Origin of the sequence: Duganella qianjiadongensis (genome assembly GCF_009857915.1) — a bacterium.
GTDB lineage: Bacteria > Pseudomonadota > Gammaproteobacteria > Burkholderiales > Burkholderiaceae_D > Rugamonas > Rugamonas qianjiadongensis.
Genome location: NZ_WWCM01000019.1, coordinates 19,765 through 37,394 on the forward strand (window position 1 = coordinate 19,765; position 17,630 = coordinate 37,394).

Here is a 17,630-nt window from a genome sequence, read left to right on the forward strand (position 1 = left end):
GGACATTTACATGCAAAACAGTCTGTTGAAGCCACGTATTATCGACGTCGAGGCACTGGGTGCCGGTCACGCCAAAGTCGTGATGGAACCGTTCGAACGCGGCTATGGCCACACCCTGGGTAACGCGCTGCGCCGCGTCCTGCTGTCGTCGATGGTAGGCTACGCGCCGACCGAAGTAACCATCGCCGGTGTGGTACACGAATACTCGTCGCTGGACGGCGTGCAGGAAGACGTCGTTGATCTGCTGCTGAACCTGAAGGGCGTGGTCTTCAAAGTCCACAACCGTGACTCCGTCACCCTGACCCTGAAGAAAGAAGGCGAAGGCGCCGTGCTGGCATCGGATATCGATCTGCCGCACGATGTAGAGCTGATCAACCCTGAGCACGTGATTGCCCACCTGACCGCTGGCGGCAAGCTGGACATGCAGATCAAAGTGGAAAAAGGCCGTGGCTATGTGCCCGGTAACGTCCGCCGTCTGTCCGAAGACACCAACAAAACCATCGGCCGCATCATTCTGGATGCGTCGTTCTCGCCGGTGCGCCGGGTTTCCTACGCCGTGGAATCGGCCCGTGTGGAACAGCGTACCGACCTGGACAAGCTGATCATCAACATTGAAACCAATGGTGTGATCTCGCCGGAAGAAGCGATCCGTCAATCGGCCCGCGTCCTGGTGGACCAGCTGAATGTGTTCGCTGCACTGGAAGGCACCGAAGCGGCTGCCGAAGCGCCATCGCGCGCACCGCTGGTCGATCCTATCCTGCTGCGTCCAGTGGACGATCTGGAATTGACCGTCCGTTCGGCCAACTGCCTGAAAGCAGAAAACATCTACTACATCGGCGATCTGATCCAGCGTTCGGAAAACGAACTGCTGAAGACGCCAAACCTGGGTCGCAAGTCGCTCAACGAAATCAAGGAAGTTCTGGCTTCGCGCGGCCTGACCCTGGGCATGAAGCTGGAAAACTGGCCGCCTGCTGGTCTGGAAAAGTAATCTGTCGTATTAGCAGTACCCGTCCGGCACATGGTGTGCCGGACGTCATCCCTAGAACCGGTCCGCGCCTTGTAGCGATATCAGGCGATCGAAGAACTCGGATTTAAACACTGAAAGGAAGTACCATGCGTCACCGTCACGGCCTCCGTAAGCTGAACCGTACCTCGTCCCACCGTCTGGCTATGCTGCGCAACATGACCGTTTCCCTGCTGCGTCATGAAGCCATCAAAACCACGCTGCCTAAAGCGAAAGAACTGCGCCGCGTTGTTGAGCCTATCCTGACCCTGGGCAAGACCGACACCCTGGCTAACAAGCGTCTGGCATTCTCGCGTCTGCGCGATCGTGAAATCGTTCTGAAGCTGTTCGCAGAACTGGGCCCACGTTACGCTAACCGCAACGGCGGTTACCTGCGCATCCTGAAAATGGGTTTCCGTGTTGGCGACAACGCTCCTATGGCTTACGTTGAGCTGCTGGACCGTCCAGAAGCAACCGACATCGAAGCCGCTCCAACCGCTGAAGAGTAATCTTCGCGTTAGTGCGCATTAAAAAAGCCGGGTTCGCCCGGCTTTTTTTATTTGCGCTGGGTTTAGCGCAGGCGGCGCTGGCCGGCGGCTTTGAATTCGGAACCGTCGAGCCACTGTGGCGTGCTGCCGTTGGCGATCTCCAGCCCCACCTGGAACAGCAGGCTGATGTCCTGCACGCCGCCGCTGAAATCCCAGTCCGGGCGCACGATGTCGCTGGTCTGGTGGTAGTCGTGCGCCACGTAGTGATTGACCACTTCCGTCGCATAATTGTCGGGGCGGTCGAGGTAGGCGCTGCGTGCCTTGGTGTACAGCACGGGCACGCCGGCGCGGGCAAACTCCAGCTGGTCGGCACGGTAGAAGCTGCCCAGTTCGGGGCGGCTATCGTTGTCCATTCTGCGGCCCTGTGCCGCCGCATACTTGGCCAGCAGCGCGTCTATGCTGGAATGGCCTGACGTCACGTTCTCGATCTGCGCTGTTTTACCCCATGCATTGATGCCGTCGATATTGATGTTGGCCACCGTCTGGCGCAGCGGCACCAGCGGATGGGCGGCATAGTATTTGGCGCCCAGCAGGCCCCGTTCCTCTGCCGTGGTGGCAATGAACAGGATGGAACGCTTGGGCGCCGGCAGCGCCTTGTAGGCCTTGGCGAGCGCCAGCAGTGCGGCCGTGCCGGAAGCGTTGTCGAGCGCGCCATGGTAGATCTGCTCCGTGCGGCTGCCGGGTAGACGGGTATCGATGCCGAGGTGATCCCAGTGCGCGCTGTAGATCAGGTATTCATGCTTGAGCTTGGGATCGCTGCCTTCGATCAGCGCCACCACATTGTTCGATTTCAGGCTGCGCGTCTGGTTGTCGATCTGGAAGTCGGCCTTGGCCTTCAGTACTAGCGGCTGGAACTCCTTTTTGAGTGCCTGCTGCTTGAGCTGGTCGAAGTCGTAGCCGGCTGCCGCCAGCAGTTCTCTGGCGCGCTCCAGCTGTATCCAGCCCGGCACGGTTGGCGCATCGGGATCGGCGCCTTTGCGCTGCAGGCTGAAATGCTCGCCCACGCCACCGCTGCGTACCACGTCCCACGGATAGGCGGCCGGCTTGGTTTCGTGGATGATGATGGCGGCCGCCGCACCGAGCCTGGCGGCGATCTCGTATTTATAGGTCCAGCGCCCGTAATACGTCATGGCCTTGCCCTTGAACATGGCCGGATCGAGCTGATCCGGATTGTTCGGATCGGGAATGGCGGGATCGTTAATCAGCATCAGCAGGGTTTTGCCTTTGACGTCCAGCCCCTTGTAGTCGTCCCAGCCGTATTCGGGCGCCTGCACGCCGTAGCCGACGAATACGATGTCCGAACCCCTGATGCGGGCATGGTCGCCCGGCGTGGTGGAGTGGGCTACATAATCCTCGGGGAACTTCAGGCTGACCTGCTTGCCGTTGACGCTGTAGCGGAACTGCGGCACCGGATGCTGCCCGCGCATGGGCACACCCTGCACCCAGCTGCCGTCCGGATTGCCGGGCCGCAGGCCCAGCTGGCGGAACTGCTGCTGCAGATATTCCACCGTGCGGGTTTCACCCACCGAGCCGGGCGCGCGGCCTTCGAATTCGTCCGAGGCCAGCACCTTGATGTGCTGCAGCAGTTCATCGGCCCGGATGCTGGCCAGCGCCGCGTCGGGGCTCTGTGCCTGCGCACCCGCGCAGACCAGCAGGGTAGAGCACAGCAGGGGGCGTAGGGTCGCCATGGTTCACTCCGTTTGATAAAACCCCAGTTTCGCACAGAATCCCCATCTTTACCCCGCTTTAAGGGCGCTATCAGGCGGCCTGAGCGCAGTCGGTGTACTATGCGGAAGAACCATTTTGTCGAAAGAAGTCCATGTCGCGTTTTGTCCGTCTCTGCTTCGCTCTGTTTGCGCTGATCGCTGTTCTGGGCCACCTGCCGGCCCGCGCCGATGATGCTTTCCTCGAACCGGAAGCGGCCTTCAAATTCTCGGCCCGCATGGTGGACGGCCATACGGTGGCGGTCACTTTCCAGATCGCCGACGGCTACTATATGTACCGCGAGCGCTTCAGGTTCAGTGCCGTGGGCGCGAAAGTGGGCGCGCTGGCCATACCTGCCGGCACCGTGCACTTCGATGAAACCTTTCAGAAGAATGTAGAAACCTACCGCAAATCCGTCACCATGACGATGCCGGTCGAGGCGGCAGGCAGTTTCACGCTGCAGGGCACGGGACAGGGCTGCTCGGACAAGGGCCTGTGCTATGCGCCACAGGATTACAAGATCACGCTGGTCGGCAACGGCTCGGTGCCGCTGCCTGCCGCTGGCTTAGCTGCTGCGGCACCTGCTGCGACCGCTGCGCCGGCCGCTAAAGCCGCCGCCACAGGCGCTACGGCGCCGGCGGTGAGCACAAGCGCAAGCGCTGGAACTGTTGCGGCAGATAGCGCTGCCAGCGCTGCCGGGCTGGAAGGCAAACCGGCTGCCACCACGCCGGGCGTCACCATCCGCGCTATTCCGGCCCCAGTCACCACCGTACTGACCCCGGAGACGGCCGCCGCGCCTGCCGGTGCTGCGGGCAACGATGCCGGCAAACTGGAAGCCGCGCTCAAGTCCGGCCAGCTGCTGGTCATACTGCCCCTGTTTGCCCTGCTTGGTCTGGGCCTGTCCTTCACCCCCTGCGTGCTGCCCATGGTGCCCATCCTGTCGTCCATCATCGTGGGCGAAGGCAGCAATACCACCCGTGGCCGCGGCCTGCTGCTGTCGGCTACCTATTCGCTGGGCATGGCCATCGTCTACACGGCGCTCGGCGTGGCGGCCGGTCTGGCCGGCGAAGGGCTGGCTGCCGCCTTGCAGAACCCGTGGGTGCTGGGCAGCTTCGGTGTGCTGATGGCTATTCTGTCGCTGTCCATGTTCGGCGTGTATGACTTGCAGGTGCCCGCTGCGCTGCAATCGAAACTGAGCGATGTGTCCAACCGCCAGTCATCCGGCAAGCTCGCTGGTGTATTTATCATGGGCGCCATTTCTGCTCTCATCGTCGGTCCTTGCGTGGCGGCGCCGCTGGCCGCAGCGCTGGTCTATATCAGCCAGAGCCGCGACGTGCTGATAGGCGGCAGTGCCCTGTTTGCCATGGCCATAGGCATGAGCGTGCCGCTGATGCTGGTCGGCGTCTCGGCCGGTGCCTTGCTGCCGCGCGCCGGCATGTGGATGGACGGTGTCAAGCGCTTCTTCGGCGTGCTGATGCTGGCCATGGGCTGGTGGCTGGTGGCGCCCGTGCTGCCTGCCGCCGTGCAGATGCTGGGCTGGGCCGCCCTGCTGGTGGGCTATGGCATGTATTTGCTGCTCCATCGCGGCCAGTGGTTGGCCAAGTCGGCCGCGCTGGTGTTTGTGGCGCTGGGACTGGTGCAGCTGGTGGGGGTGGTCAGCGGCGGGCGTGATCCGCTGGCGCCGCTGGCCCATCTGGGCGCTCAGCAGCATCAGCCGCTGGTATTTCAGCGCATCAAGACGGTGCAGCAGCTCGATGCCGTGCTGGCCAATACGGGCGGCAAAACCGTGATGCTGGACTTCTACGCCGACTGGTGCGTGTCCTGCAAGGAAATGGAAAAACTGACTTTTGTGGCACCGTCCGTGCAGGGCGCGCTGGCCAACACCGTGCTGCTGCAGGCCGATGTCACCGCCAACGATGCCGACGACAAAGCCATGCTGAAACGCTTCGGTCTGTTCGGCCCGCCGGGCATTATCCTGTTTGACCGCGCCGGCAAGGAAATCGCCGCTGCCCGCGTGATCGGTTTTCAGGATGCAGCGAAGTTCACCACCTCGCTGGAACGTCTGCGCTAAATGGGTCTAGATCGGTCTAGAATGGTCTAAACGGTACTAGACCCGTCTAAAAATAGTCTAAACGAGTCTAAAAAGGCTAGACACTGTCTCCGTGTCTAGCCCCGGTTGTTGCGCTTACTTGGCCGTTTCTGCGTGATGCTCGCCCCAGCCGCCACGGGCACGGCGCTGCATCGGATGGCCGCCGTGGGCGCCGCCCATGGTGTGGTCATCGAATACGGCCTTCTGTTCGCTGCTGAGCTGGCCGTAGAAGGTGTTCAGCGCAGCCAGATGGGCTTCCATTTTGGCCTGGCGCTGTTTGTGATGCTCGAGCATCTTGCTCAGGCGCTCAGGCGCCGTCAGCTTGGCGGCAGCGCCGTGCTCCGGCCATGCACGGTCGCCGGCGGCCGGTTTGATGGCAGCCTGATAGGTGGCCCAGGCCGATTCCTGCTGCGCCGTCAGTTTCAGCAGATCATGCAGCCGGGCCTGACGCTTGGCAAACATATCGGCCATCTTGGCCTGCATCTGGGCGCGGTCCGGCATGCCGTGCTGGCCCGCAGCCGGGGCTTTATCCTGTGCCTGAGCGGCAGCCATGCCCAGTACGGTGAAACCGATCAGGAGAGTAGTGCGTAAGGCTTGCATGGTAGTTCCTTTATCAGTGAATTAATCTGTCGCGCTGCCACGTTTTGTGCATCGCGCTGAACACCATCTTGGCAGCGCAAGATTGCCGCCAAGTTTCCCTTGCGGCGCTTTTTGTATCCAGATGTTTCGCAGCTGCTGCCATATACAAGACGATACAATTGGCGATTGCTCACAGCTAGGTGAACTGGGGATAATGAGGGCATGGAACCCACATCTACTATCTTGATCGTCGATGACGATCGCGACATCCGCTCCCTGCTGGCCGATTATCTGGAATCGAACGGCTACCGCGCCCTCGCGGCCGCCGACGGCCTGGCCATGTGGAAGCTGCTGGAGGACGGCCGCCCCGATCTGGTGGTGCTCGACCTCAATCTGCCCGGCGACGATGGCCTGACCCTGTGCCGCAAGCTGCGCGCCCAGTCCACCCTGCCGGTGATCATGCTCACCGCCCGTAACGAGCCGCTCGATCGCATCCTCGGGCTGGAAATGGGCGCCGACGACTACCTGCCCAAACCGTTCGAGCCGCGCGAGCTGCTGGCCCGTATCCGCAGCGTGCTGCGCCGCAGTAATGCCATGCCTAGCGGCGGCGCCGCCGACAAAGCCCATCTGCTGCGTTTCTCCGGCTGGACGCTGGACCTGACGGCGCGCCATCTGCTCAATCCGGACGGCATCGTCATCATGCTGTCGGGCGCGGAATTCCGCCTGCTTAAAGTCTTCCTCGAGCATCCCAACCGCGTGCTCAACCGCGACCAGCTGCTCAACCTGACGCAAGGCCGTGACGCCGATCCCTTCGACCGCTCGATCGACATCCAGATCAGCCGTCTGCGCCAGAAGCTGGGCGAGGATGCACGTCTGCCCCAGATCATCAAGACCGTGCGTAACGGCGGCTATGTACTGGCCGGGCAGGTCACCATGGAGCCACACGCGTGAGAGCCTTTTTCGGATCGATGACAGGACGCGTGTTCATCGTCCTGCTGCTCGGTATCGTTGCTTCGGCGGCGCTGACCCAGTGGCTGGCCGTGGGCGAACGCACCCGTGCCATCGAGCGCTACCGCGACTTCCACGCGCTGGAACGGGCCGAGCAGCTCATCACCACGGCGGACGTACTGCCCGCCGCTTCCCGCCCCACCTATCTGCGCGTGGCAGGGCGCGGCACCGTCAAGCTGGAACGCACCGATCTGGCCATGGCCAAGGCACTGCCGCCGACGGATTTTTCCACTATCCTGCAGCAGCGCGTGGGCCCGACCATTACGCTGGGCCCGCTGGCCGAGCGGCCGCTGGAATGCGACCAGCCCCGTACCAGCCGCGATTTCTTTGCGCCTAGCCAGTGGCGCGGTACCTGCGAAACCATGACGGTGCAGCTGACCGATGGCGAAATCATGAAGCTGTCCGTGCTGCCGCCGCGCTCGCCGCCGCCGGCCCAGCATAGCGAGTGGCTGGCCATGCTGCCTTTCCTGCTCAGCATTGCAGGGCTGGCCTATCTGGTCACGCGCATGACCGTGCGTCCGCTGCGCACGCTGGCGCAGGCAGCCAAAGACCTCGGCAACGACATCAACCATCCGCCCGTGGTGCTGAGCGGCGCGGCAGAAATCCGTCAGGCCAGCGCGGCCTTCAATGCCATGCAGGCGCGTATCCGCCAGCACATCCAGCAGCGCACCGAGATGCTGGCCGCCATCACCCACGATCTGCAAACCCCGCTCACGCGCATGCGCCTGCGGCTGGAAAAGGTCCGCGACGAGGAACTCCAGCAGCGCCTGATCGATGACCTCTCGGCCATGCAGCAGATGGTGAAAGAAGGACTGGATCTGGCGCGCAGCATGGATTCCAGCGAAACCATGCAGGCGCTCGATCTCGACGCGCTGCTCGATAGCGTCTGCAGCGACGCTACCGATGTGGGCCAGTCGGTCGAGCTGCGCGGCCGTGCCGCCATGGCGCTGATGGGGCGTCCGCTGGCGATCCGGCGCTGCCTGATGAACCTGATCGACAACGCCGTCAAATACGGCCATTACGCCCACGTGTCGGTAGAGCGGCTGGTGGGCGCGGCGCGCATCCGCATCCGCGACGGCGGCCCCGGCATCGATCAGGACCAGATGGCGCGCGTGTTCGAACCGTTCTACCGGGTGGAAAGCTCGCGTTCGCGCGCTTCCGGCGGCACCGGGCTGGGCCTGACCATCGCCCGCAATATCGCCGAGCAGCATGGCGGTAGCGTGGTGCTGGCCAACCATGCCGAAGGCGGCCTCGAAGTGACGCTGGTGGTGCCGGAATACTACGCTGGCCGCTGAGTTTGACGGCTAGTCAACCATACTGTGCGACAATGTTTCGCCTGCTAAAGTGGCCCTTGCAGTGACAGCTGCAGCGGCCACTGTCCCGACCGAAAATCAACTTCTACCAATGAAAAAATCTTCCCTCGCCATTCTGATCGCTGCAGTAGCCGGTGCCGGTGCTGTCGGCTGGAACATGACCCATCACAGCGCCGAGCCTGCCAAAGCCGCAGGCCCCGGCCAGCAGGGGCCAACCACGGTAGCGATCACGGCTGCAAAACGGCAGGATGTGCCGGTAGTGTTGCAGGCCAATGGCACGGTCACGCCGATCAGTACGGTGGACCTGCATGCCCAGATCACCAGCACCATCGCCCGCGTGCATATCAAGGAAGGCCAGTTCGTCAAAGCAGGCGAGCTGATGTTCACGCTGGACGACCGTTCGGCCCGCGCCAACGTAGACAAGGCGCAGGCCCAGGTAGTGCGCGATCAGGCCGCGCTGGCCGATGTGGAGCGCCAGTACAGGCGCGCACAGGAACTGTTTGCGCAGAAGTTTGTCGCCCAGAGCGCCGTCGATACGCTCAAAAGCCAGGTCGATTCGGCCCGCGCACTGCTTAACGCCGATCAGGCTGCGGCCCGTTCCACCGGCGTCGATGCCAGCTACAACAGCATCCGCGCGCCGATGGCAGGCCGGGTCGGCGCCATCAATGTGTTCCCCGGCAGTCTGGTGCAGGTCGCCACTTCGCTCACCACCATTACCCAGCTCGATCCCATCACGGTGGCCTTCACGCTGCCGGAATCGGCGCTGGCCACTTTGCTGCAAGCCCAGCGCGACGGCAGCGTGACCGTCAAGGCCAGCACCGGCGATGCGGCACAGGAAGTGAGCGGGGTGCTCAGCTTCATCGACAATACGGTTGATCCGGTGGCCGGCGTGATTCGCGTGAAAGCCCAGTTCAGCAACAAGGATACCCGTCTGTGGCCGGGCCAGTATGCGAGCACGCGGCTGGTGGCGCAGGTGCTCAAGGATGTGATGGTGATTCCGCAGAACGCCATCATCAGCAATACCCGCGGCACCTTTGTCTATACTGTGGACGAGGAGCAGAAGGCCAAGGTAGTCAATATCAAGCGCCTGTATGCGTTTGGCGAAAGTGCCGCCGTCAGTGGTCTGGACGGCAGCGAAAAAATCATCGTCGATGGCAAGCAGAATCTGCGCCCCGGCGGCAAAGTACGCATCGCCGCAGCAGGTGGCTCTGGCGCATCGGCCAGCGCTGCCGCTGCGGCAGGTAACGACAAACAGAAGGGCTAAGCAATGAATCTGTCCGAGTTGTGTATCCGCCGGCCAGTGATGGTAGTACTGCTGTCGCTGACCCTGATACTGGCTGGTGTGCTGGCCTACTTCTACATTCCCGTGGCGGCCCTGCCCAGCTATAACACGCCGGTGATCAACGTTTCGGCCGACCTGCCGGGCGCCTCGCCCGAGACCATGGCTTCTTCGGTGGCGTTGCCGCTGGAAAAGCAGTTCTCTACCATCGCCGGCCTGTCCGTCATCACCTCCACCAATACGCTGGGCAATTCCTCGCTGACCCTGGAATTCGACCCCAGCATCAACGTCAACGAAGCGGCCATCGATGTGCAGGCGGCGCTGCTGCGCGCCCAGCGCCAGTTGCCGATCGAGATGACGGATCTGCCGTCCTACCGCAAGGTCAATCCGGCTGATGCGCCCGTGCTGTTCATGACCATGAACTCGCCGTCGCTGACGCTGTCGGAGCTCAACGACTACGCCGAGAACCTGATCGCGCCCAGCCTGTCCACCTTGCCCGGCGTAGCACAGGTGACGGTGAACGGCCAGAAGCGTTTCGCCGTGCGTATCCGCGCCAAATCGGAACTGATGAACGCGCGTAATATGACGCTCGATGAACTGCAGCAGGCCATCAAGTCGGCCAATGCCAATACGCCGCTGGGCATCCTCGACGGCCCTAGCCAGACCCTCACCATCCAGGGCAATGCCCAGATGATGAAGGCGGCCGAATTCGCCGAGCTGATCATCGCCCAGCGCAATGGCCAGCCTGTGCGCCTGAAAGATGTGGCAACGGTGGAAGACAGCTTCCAGTCCGTCAAGACGGCCGGCAGCTACAACGGCGAGCGCTCCATCGTGCTGCTGGTGATGCGCCAGCCCGACGCCAATACCGTGCAGGTGGTCGATGGCGTGCGCCGCCTGCTGCCGCGCTTTAAAACGCAGGTGCCGGCTTCCATCAACATCAATCTGGTCAACGACCGTTCCGTTTCGATCCGCGAAGCCATCCATGATGTGAACCTGACGCTGGCGCTCACCATTTTCCTCGTGGTGATGGTGATCTTCCTGTTCCTGCGCCGCGCCGCTGCGACCTTCATTCCGGCCATTACCATGCCGATTTCGCTGCTGGGCGCGCTGGCGCTGCTGTACGCCTTCGGCTATAGCCTCGATAACGTCTCGCTGCTCGGTATCACGCTGGCGGTGGGGCTGGTGGTCGACGATGCCATCGTGGTGCTGGAAAATATCGTGCGCCACATCGAACTGGGCAAGAAGCCTTTGCAGGCGGCGCTGGTGGGCTCTAAGGAAATGGGCTTTACGATTATTTCCATTTCCGTCTCGCTGGTGGCAGTGTTCATCCCCATCTTCTTCATGCCCGGCGTGATCGGCCTGATGTTCCACGAATTCGCCGTGGTGGTGGGCCTGTCGGTACTGGTGTCGGCCGCCGTGTCGCTGATGCTGGTGCCCATGCTGGCCAGCCGTTTGCTGCCGGCCGATGCCATCGATCCCGAGCACGACCAGGGTAATTTCATCGGCCGCTGGTTCGAAACGAGTTTTACGGCGCTGCGTAACAGCTATGTGCGCACGCTGGACGTGGCGCTGCGTTACCGCAATATCGTACTGCTCGCTGCGCTGGGCACGTTCGCCCTGACGGCCGCGCTCTACATCACCATCCCCAAAGGTTTCTTCCCCGAGGAAGATCTGGGCCAGATCCGCGTCAACACGGAAGCCGCGGAAGACATTTCTTCTTCGGCCCTGCAGGAATTGCAGGAACGCGTGGCCGGCGTGATCCAGCAGGATCCGAATGTGCAGGATGTGACGTCGTTTGTCGGTGGCGGCAATAGTGGCCGCATGTTCCTTGTGCTCAAGCCGCGCAGCGAGCGCAAGAGCATGCCGGACGTGCTGGACAGCCTGCGCAAAGCCACCAAGGCCGTGCCCGGCATCGCCGTCTATCTGAGCCCGGTGCAGAATCTGCAGCTCGGTGGGCGCCAGTCCAAGAGCCGCTACCAGTACACGCTGCAATCGGTCAGCCCCGGTGCTCTCAACGAGTGGGCGCAGAAATACCTCGACCAGCTGCGCGCCGATCCCGAGTTCCGCGATGTCACCAGCGACTCGCAGAACCGTGGTCTGCAGGCCTCGCTCAAGATCGATCGCGACAAGGCCAACAACCTCGGCGTGGCCATCGGCGATATCCGTACCGCGCTGTATCTGGCCTTTGGCGAGCGGCAGGTCTCGACCATCTATTCACCAGCCGCCAGCTACAACGTGATCCTCGAAGCGGCCACCGAGGACCGGCAGTTCGACGACGCGCTGACCCGCATTTCGGTGCGCAACAAATCGGGCAATCTGGTCCAGCTGTCCAGCTTTGCCACGGTGGAGCGCACAGTGGGGCCCACGGCCGTCAACCATCAGGGCCAGCTGCAGGCCATCACCATTTCCTTCAATCTGGCGCCCGATGTGCCGCTTGGTAAAGCCACCGCCAAGATCGACAAGATGGGCGCGGACATGCATCTGCCGGCTTCCATCATCACCAACTACGGCGGCGATGCGGCAGTGTTCCAGAGTTCGCAGGGCAGCCAGCTGATCCTGATCATCGCGGCGCTGGGCGTGATCTATGTGCTGCTCGGTGTGCTGTACGAAAGCTATATCCATCCGCTGACCATTCTGGCCGGCCTGCCTTCGGCGGCAGTGGGTGCGCTGCTGACGCTGCGTCTGTTCAATCTGGACCTGACCATGATCGCCATCATCGGTATCCTGATGCTGATCGGTATCGTCAAGAAGAACGCCATCATGATGATCGACTTTGCCCTGCACGTGCAGCGCAATGAAAACCGTGCTCCGGCCGATGCCATCCGCGAAGCCTGTATCCTGCGTTTCCGCCCCATCATGATGACCACCATGGCCGCGCTGATGGGCGCCTTGCCGATCGCGCTGGGACTCGGTGCCGGCGCCGAATTGCGCCAGCCGCTGGGTCTGGCCGTGGTGGGCGGGCTGATCTTCTCGCAAGTGATCACCCTCTACATCACGCCGGTGATCTATCTGTTCCTCGACAAGTACAGCGGCAGCGGCCCGATGAGCGACGAGGAACTGGCCGGCGAACCTGTGCCGCCGGTCCGTCCGGTCGAACTGAAAGCAGTCAGCACGGCCAAGCATTGAGCCGTGACAATCGGCAGGGCGGGCGTTTCTTTATCATAGGCAATGTGACTATGAGAAAGGACGGTCGCCCATGCAACGCTACCGTGTTGTCATTATCGGCATGGGGCCGCGCGGCCTGAGTGTGCTGGAAAGACTGGCCGCTCTCTGCGGCCACACCGGGCTGGCGCTCGACATCACCGTCATCGAACCGGGTCATTGCGGCCCCGGTGTGCATGACCCAGCACAATCCCCCTATCTGCTCATCAATACGCTGGCCAGTCAGGTCACTCTGTTTCCCCTCGCTGCCAGCGTGCGCTATCCCTCCCTGTGCACGGCCCTCAGCCTGACGGAATGGGCGCGCCAGCACGGCTATCGCCGCTTTGACGACGGTGCTCAGGGCGAGGCCCCCATCAGTGATGGCGATTATCTGCCGCGCGGCCTGCTGGGCGCCTATCTGCACTGGGTATATGGCCAGCTGGCGGCTGCTCTGCCGCCCTGCGTCAGCCTGCAGCATCGACGCGCCAGCGCCTGCGACCTGGCCTTGCGCGCCGACGGTCAGTGGAACGTCACGCTCGACGACGGTACGGCGCTGCACAGCACTTTCGTGTTTCTCGCCACGGGCCATGAGCGTCAGCAGCCCGACCACGAACAGGAACAGCTGGCCGCCTTCGTGCAGGAGCAGGGCCACCGCAACGGCCGGCTGGCGCTGGTGCGCGAACTGTATCCGTCCACCGGCCTGCAGCAGATAGACGCGGCCAGCCGCGTGGCGATTCAGGGACTGGGCCTGTGCGCCCATGATGTGCTGGCCGAGCTGACGCTGGGACGGGGCGGGCGCTACGTCGCGCAGGGGCCGGGCCTGCGCTATCTGCCGTCCGGCAGCGAGCCGCAGCTGACCCTGTGCTCGCGCCTGTGCCTGCCCGCTGCGGCGCGCGGGCTCAACCAGAAAGGGCTGGCCGGACGCCACGCTGCCCACTTTTTTACGCCGCAGGCGCTGGCTGCCTTGCGCGCCCGTGCGCGCCTGCGCGACGCCAGCCCGCAGCTCGATTTCGAACGCGACGTTCTGCCGCTGGTGCAGCGGGAAATGGCCTGGGTTTACCGCAGCACGCTGGCCGGCCATGCGCTCGACCCGCAGCGCTTCGAACTGACGGCAGGCGATGCCGCCCAGATCATGCGCTGGCTGTTTCCCCTGCAGCAGCGCCGTTTCGCTACGCTGGGGCAGTTCCGCCACTACGTGCAGGACTGGCTGCGGCGCGATCTGGCCGCCGCCCAGCAGGGCAATCTGGGCAATGCCTGCAAGGCCGCGCTCGACGTGCTGCGCGACTGCCGCGCTACGCTGCAGGCCGCGCTCGAATATGGCGGCCTCACGCCCGCCTCGCACCGCCAGTTTTTGCAGCGCTACCATCCGGCCATCAACCGCATGGCTTACGGGCCGCCGCTGCGGCGCAACCAGCAGCTGCTGGCACTGATGGAGGCGGGCGTGGTGCAGTGGCTGGCCGGTCCCGGCTGCCACATAGGCACGGACGCGGCCACGGCCCGCTTCCAGCTGTGCACGCCGTTCGCCAGCGGCTGGGTAAGGCAGGGCGTGGATGTGCTGATCGTGGCGCGGCTGGCGAGTTTTTTTCCCTTCCAGACAACATCCTTACTCATCCGTAATATGCTGGCGCGAGGGCTGGTGCGGCCCTACCGCAATGGCGATTTTCACCCGGGCGGGCTGGACATCGATGGCGCCAGTCAGTTGCTAGACTGGCAAGGCCTAGCCAGTCCGCGCCTGTGGGCGCTGGGCCTGCCCGTCGAGGGCGCGCACTACTACACCCACGCTTTGCCGAGGCCGGGACTGGCGTCGCGCGTGGTGCAGGATGCCGAACGCTGCGTGCTGGCGCTGGCGCAGCAGGTGCTGCCGCAGCACCAGAATGGGGCAGTTTGTAACGCCGGTTGATACATACGGTAACATCCTTCAAGGCAGGGAACTTGTAAGCTAGCGGCGCTAGCATGGCGCTCGCTGTCTGAGCCGCGCACGAATGGCCGGGCTGGCCCGTTCCCAAAACTGCGCGACTCTGGCACTATGGCCGCAATTCGTTGTCCTTCCCCCACCAAGGTTGTTTATTTTGCACCACGATCCCCACATCCACACTACGCGTTCCGAGTATTGCGAAGCATGCGGACAGCGTCTGCCAGCGTCGGTGGGTTACGGTACGTGGGAGAGCGAAAACAGGCCCAACCGCATCGGTATCGGCATTTCCATTGCCTTGCACTTGCTGGGCGTGCTGTACTACTTCCTCGCGCCTGCGCCCGAGCGCAAGCACGCTGCGCCCCCCAAGGGCGGGGTGATGGTCTATATTGCGCCCACCAAGGACAAGAGCCCGAAACAGCCGCAGCCGAAGAAAATCGAAGTGGCCAAGGCCGCCAAGACGCCGCCACCGCCCAAGCAGATCACCCAGCGCGATACCCCGGCCACTGCGCGGCCCAAGCTGGAAACCTATGTGCCGCCCGTGCAGGCCACCATGACGCCGCCGCCGGAACAGGATATGTCGGAGATGATCGCCAAGCGTCGTGCTGCGCGCGAAGCCAACAATCCGCAGCCGGCGCCAGCGGCCCCGGCGGAATCGGAAAACGAACGCGCACTGCGTATCGCCAAGGCCAATATTGCCGGCGCTCAGGGGCGTAGCGCCGGCGGCGACCGCGATGATACGGGCGGCATCTTCTCGGTCGAGAAGAGTTACCACAGCGCCGAAGTGAAGTTCCGCGGCTGGAATACCAACTTCAAGCGCAACTGGCTGCAGCAGGTTCACGTGGAGCAGGGCGCCGAGCAGGATATCGAAACGGCCGTGGTCAAGGAAATGATCAAGGTCATCCGCAAGGAGAAGCAGGGTGACTTCCCGTGGGAATCGCGTCGTCTGGGCAAGGTGGTCACGCTCAGTGCGCGCAAGGAAGACGAGAAGGAACTGATCGCCTTCCTGCTCAAGGAAATGTTCCCCGAATATACGCGCGGTTCGGCGCGCTGAACGGCGGCGCCAGATAAGCACGGCCGGCTAGTCATGGCGACTAGCCGGCCGTTGGCGTGCTGGCCTGCGCCGCCGTGGCGGCGCGGGCAGACTTAAGCTTGCGCCTTGAGCAGACGGGCGATGTCGAGTGCGAAGTAGGTCAGCACGCCGTTGGCGCCAGCGCGCTTGAAGGCCAGCATGGATTCCATCATCACCTTGTCGTGATCGAGCCAGCCGTTCTGCGCTGCGGCCTTGAGCATGGCGTATTCGCCGCTGACCTGGTAGGCGAAGGTCGGCACCTTGAATTCGTCTTTCACGCGGCGCACCACGTCCAGATACGGCATGCCGGGCTTGACCATCACCATGTCGGCGCCTTCGGCCAGATCGAGGCCCACTTCGCGCAGCGCTTCGTCGCTGTTGGCCGGGTCCATCTGGTAGGTGTTCTTGTCGCCCTTGCCCAGATTCTTGGCCGAGCCCACCGCATCGCGGAACGGACCGTAGAAGGCCGATGCGTACTTGGCCGAATAGGCCATGATGCGGGTGTGGATGTAGCCATGGGCTTCCAGTGCGGCACGGACTGCGCCGATACGGCCGTCCATCATGTCCGATGGCGCCACCACGTCGACCCCGGCAGCGGCATGGCACAGCGCCTGACGCACCAGCATATCGGTGGTCACGTCGTTGATCACATAGCCGTTTTCGTCGATCAGGCCATCCTGGCCGTGGCTGGTGTAGGGGTCGAGCGCGATGTCGGTCAGGATGCCCAGTTCAGGGTGGGCCTGCTTCAAAGCCTTGACTGCGCGCGGCACCAGACCTGCCGGATTGGTGGCTTCCACGCCGTCCGGGGTTTTCTTGCTGCTGTCGATCACAGGGAACAGCGCCAGTACCGGAATACCGAGCGCCACGCATTCGGCTGCCACTTCCAGCAGCAGGTCCACCGACACCCGCTCCACGCCCGGCATCGACGCCACCGGCTCGCGCTGCTGCTCGCCTTCGAGGATGAATACAGGGTAGATCAGGTCCGAGGCCGTCACATGGTTCTCGCGCATCAGCGCGCGCGAGAACGGGTCGCGGCGCATGCGGCGCATGCGGACATTGGGAAACTGGGCAGAAACGTGAGGATGAGTCATTGCGCTACTTCCTTGCTAGATTAAGAGGCAAACTTAATATGGGGACAAACTATACTTCGCTGCCAGACGGGGTATCGTCCGCAGGCGTGTCGTCGGCAGCCTCGGTGTCGTCGCTGAGGCCGGCCAGTTCGAGGATCTTGTCATTGGCTTCGTCTATGCCCACCCGTTTCAGGGCCGAGAACAGCTGCACGGTGAAGGGGAAGCCCTCGCCATCTTCATCCACATAGCTGTCCAGTTTGGCCTTGGCCTGACGCAGCACGTTGACCATTTCATTGCGGTTGAGTTTGTCAACCTTGGTCAAAATGCAATGGATGGGCTTGCCCGTCGGGGCGAACCATTCGAGCATCTGTACATCAAGTTCGGTGAAGGGGCGGCGCGAATCCATGATCAGGATCAAGGCGGCCAATTGTTCGCGACGCTGGACATAGTCACCGAGCAGTCGTTGCCAGTGTAATTTTGCCGAGCCGGAAACCTCGGCATAACCGTAGCCGGGCAGGTCGACCAGCAGGCATTCGATCTCGTCGACGATGGTGGGGTCTTTACGGTGCTGCGCAACGTGGGCGCCACCGATGGAGAAGTAGTTAATATGCTGGGTGCGGCCCGGTGTCTTGGATGCGAAGGCCAGACCTTTCTGGTTGCACAGGATGTTAATGGCGGTCGATTTGCCGGCGTTGGAGCGACCCGCAAAGGCGATTTCCGGCACTTTGGTGTCGGGTAATTCGCGCAATTGGTTGACGGTCGTGAAGAAGCGGGCTTGCCAGAGTTTGGACATGGGAATGGGGGAAATGCAACAAAAGGGAGCAAATATGCTGGAAAGCTATTGTACAATGAGTAGTTACGAAGCGGCGCTAACCCAGCCTGTGGCCTTGGTGTTAGTCTAGCTTTCGACCA

13 protein-coding genes are annotated in these 17,630 nt (G+C 62.8%); 9 read left to right on the forward strand and 4 right to left on the reverse strand.

The window, feature by feature from the left end; all coding sequences use genetic code 11:
• Positions 1–10 precede the first annotated feature (10 nt).
• Both GTP27_RS20055 and rplQ read left to right on the forward strand, forming a co-directional pair.
• Complete coding sequence (locus tag GTP27_RS20055; RefSeq protein WP_155436376.1) at positions 11–988, forward strand: DNA-directed RNA polymerase subunit alpha; 978 nt, start codon at positions 11–13, stop codon at positions 986–988.
• Between the two features lie 125 nt (positions 989–1,113).
• Complete coding sequence (rplQ, locus tag GTP27_RS20060; protein WP_161036037.1) at positions 1,114–1,512, forward strand: 50S ribosomal protein L17; 399 nt, start codon at positions 1,114–1,116, stop codon at positions 1,510–1,512.
• A gap of 62 nt (positions 1,513–1,574) precedes the next feature.
• On the opposite strand, the gene GTP27_RS20065 is transcribed toward rplQ, so the two are convergent.
• Complete coding sequence (locus GTP27_RS20065) at positions 1,575–3,239, reverse strand: M28 family peptidase (protein WP_161040889.1); 1,665 nt, start codon at positions 3,237–3,239, stop codon at positions 1,575–1,577.
• 131 nt (positions 3,240–3,370) lie between these two features.
• On the opposite strand from GTP27_RS20065, the gene dsbD reads away from it, so the two are divergent.
• A complete protein-coding gene (dsbD, locus tag GTP27_RS20070; RefSeq protein ID WP_161040890.1) occupies positions 3,371–5,326 on the forward strand; it encodes a protein-disulfide reductase DsbD in 1,956 nt (651 codons plus the stop codon).
• 114 nt (positions 5,327–5,440) lie between these two features.
• Here dsbD and GTP27_RS20075 read toward each other — a convergent pair whose 3' ends face one another.
• Complete coding sequence (locus GTP27_RS20075) at positions 5,441–5,944, reverse strand: Spy/CpxP family protein refolding chaperone (protein WP_161040891.1); 504 nt, start codon at positions 5,942–5,944, stop codon at positions 5,441–5,443.
• A gap of 201 nt (positions 5,945–6,145) precedes the next feature.
• On the opposite strand from GTP27_RS20075, the gene GTP27_RS20080 reads away from it, so the two are divergent.
• The 6 genes from GTP27_RS20080 (at position 6,146) to GTP27_RS20105 (ending at position 15,630) form a co-directional block, all read left to right on the forward strand.
• Positions 6,146–6,874 carry a response regulator gene (locus tag GTP27_RS20080; RefSeq protein WP_161040892.1) on the forward strand — a complete coding sequence of 243 codons (729 nt, stop codon included), beginning with the start codon at positions 6,146–6,148 and terminating at the stop codon, positions 6,872–6,874.
• The gene (locus GTP27_RS20085) at positions 6,871–8,226 is read left to right on the forward strand and encodes an ATP-binding protein (RefSeq protein WP_371865959.1); all 1,356 of its coding nucleotides are present in this window, start codon (positions 6,871–6,873) and stop codon (positions 8,224–8,226) included. The genes GTP27_RS20080 and GTP27_RS20085 overlap by 4 nt, the downstream gene beginning before the upstream one ends.
• 109 nt (positions 8,227–8,335) lie before the next feature.
• A complete protein-coding gene (locus tag GTP27_RS20090; protein WP_161040893.1) occupies positions 8,336–9,508 on the forward strand; it encodes an efflux RND transporter periplasmic adaptor subunit in 1,173 nt (390 codons plus the stop codon).
• Positions 9,509–9,511: 3 nt separating this feature from the next.
• Positions 9,512–12,649: an efflux RND transporter permease subunit gene (locus GTP27_RS20095; protein ID WP_161040894.1), complete on the forward strand. Its 3,138-nt coding sequence runs from the start codon at positions 9,512–9,514 to the stop codon at positions 12,647–12,649.
• A 70-nt stretch (positions 12,650–12,719) separates the two neighbouring features.
• Positions 12,720–14,564, forward strand: a complete 1,845-nt coding sequence (locus tag GTP27_RS20100) for an FAD/NAD(P)-binding protein (RefSeq protein WP_161040895.1) — start codon at positions 12,720–12,722, stop codon at positions 14,562–14,564.
• Positions 14,565–14,733: 169 nt separating this feature from the next.
• Complete coding sequence (locus GTP27_RS20105) at positions 14,734–15,630, forward strand: hypothetical protein (protein ID WP_161040896.1); 897 nt, start codon at positions 14,734–14,736, stop codon at positions 15,628–15,630.
• A gap of 92 nt (positions 15,631–15,722) precedes the next feature.
• Here the strand turns inward: GTP27_RS20105 and hemB are convergent, their stop codons facing one another.
• Both hemB and yihA read right to left on the reverse strand, forming a co-directional pair.
• Entirely contained in the window at positions 15,723–16,739 is a 1,017-nt protein-coding gene (gene hemB / locus GTP27_RS20110) for a porphobilinogen synthase (RefSeq protein WP_161040897.1), read from the reverse strand.
• A 49-nt stretch (positions 16,740–16,788) separates the two neighbouring features.
• The gene (yihA, locus tag GTP27_RS20115) at positions 16,789–17,511 is read right to left on the reverse strand and encodes a ribosome biogenesis GTP-binding protein YihA/YsxC (protein WP_161040898.1); all 723 of its coding nucleotides are present in this window, start codon (positions 17,509–17,511) and stop codon (positions 16,789–16,791) included.
• Between the last annotated feature and the right edge of the window lie 119 nt (positions 17,512–17,630).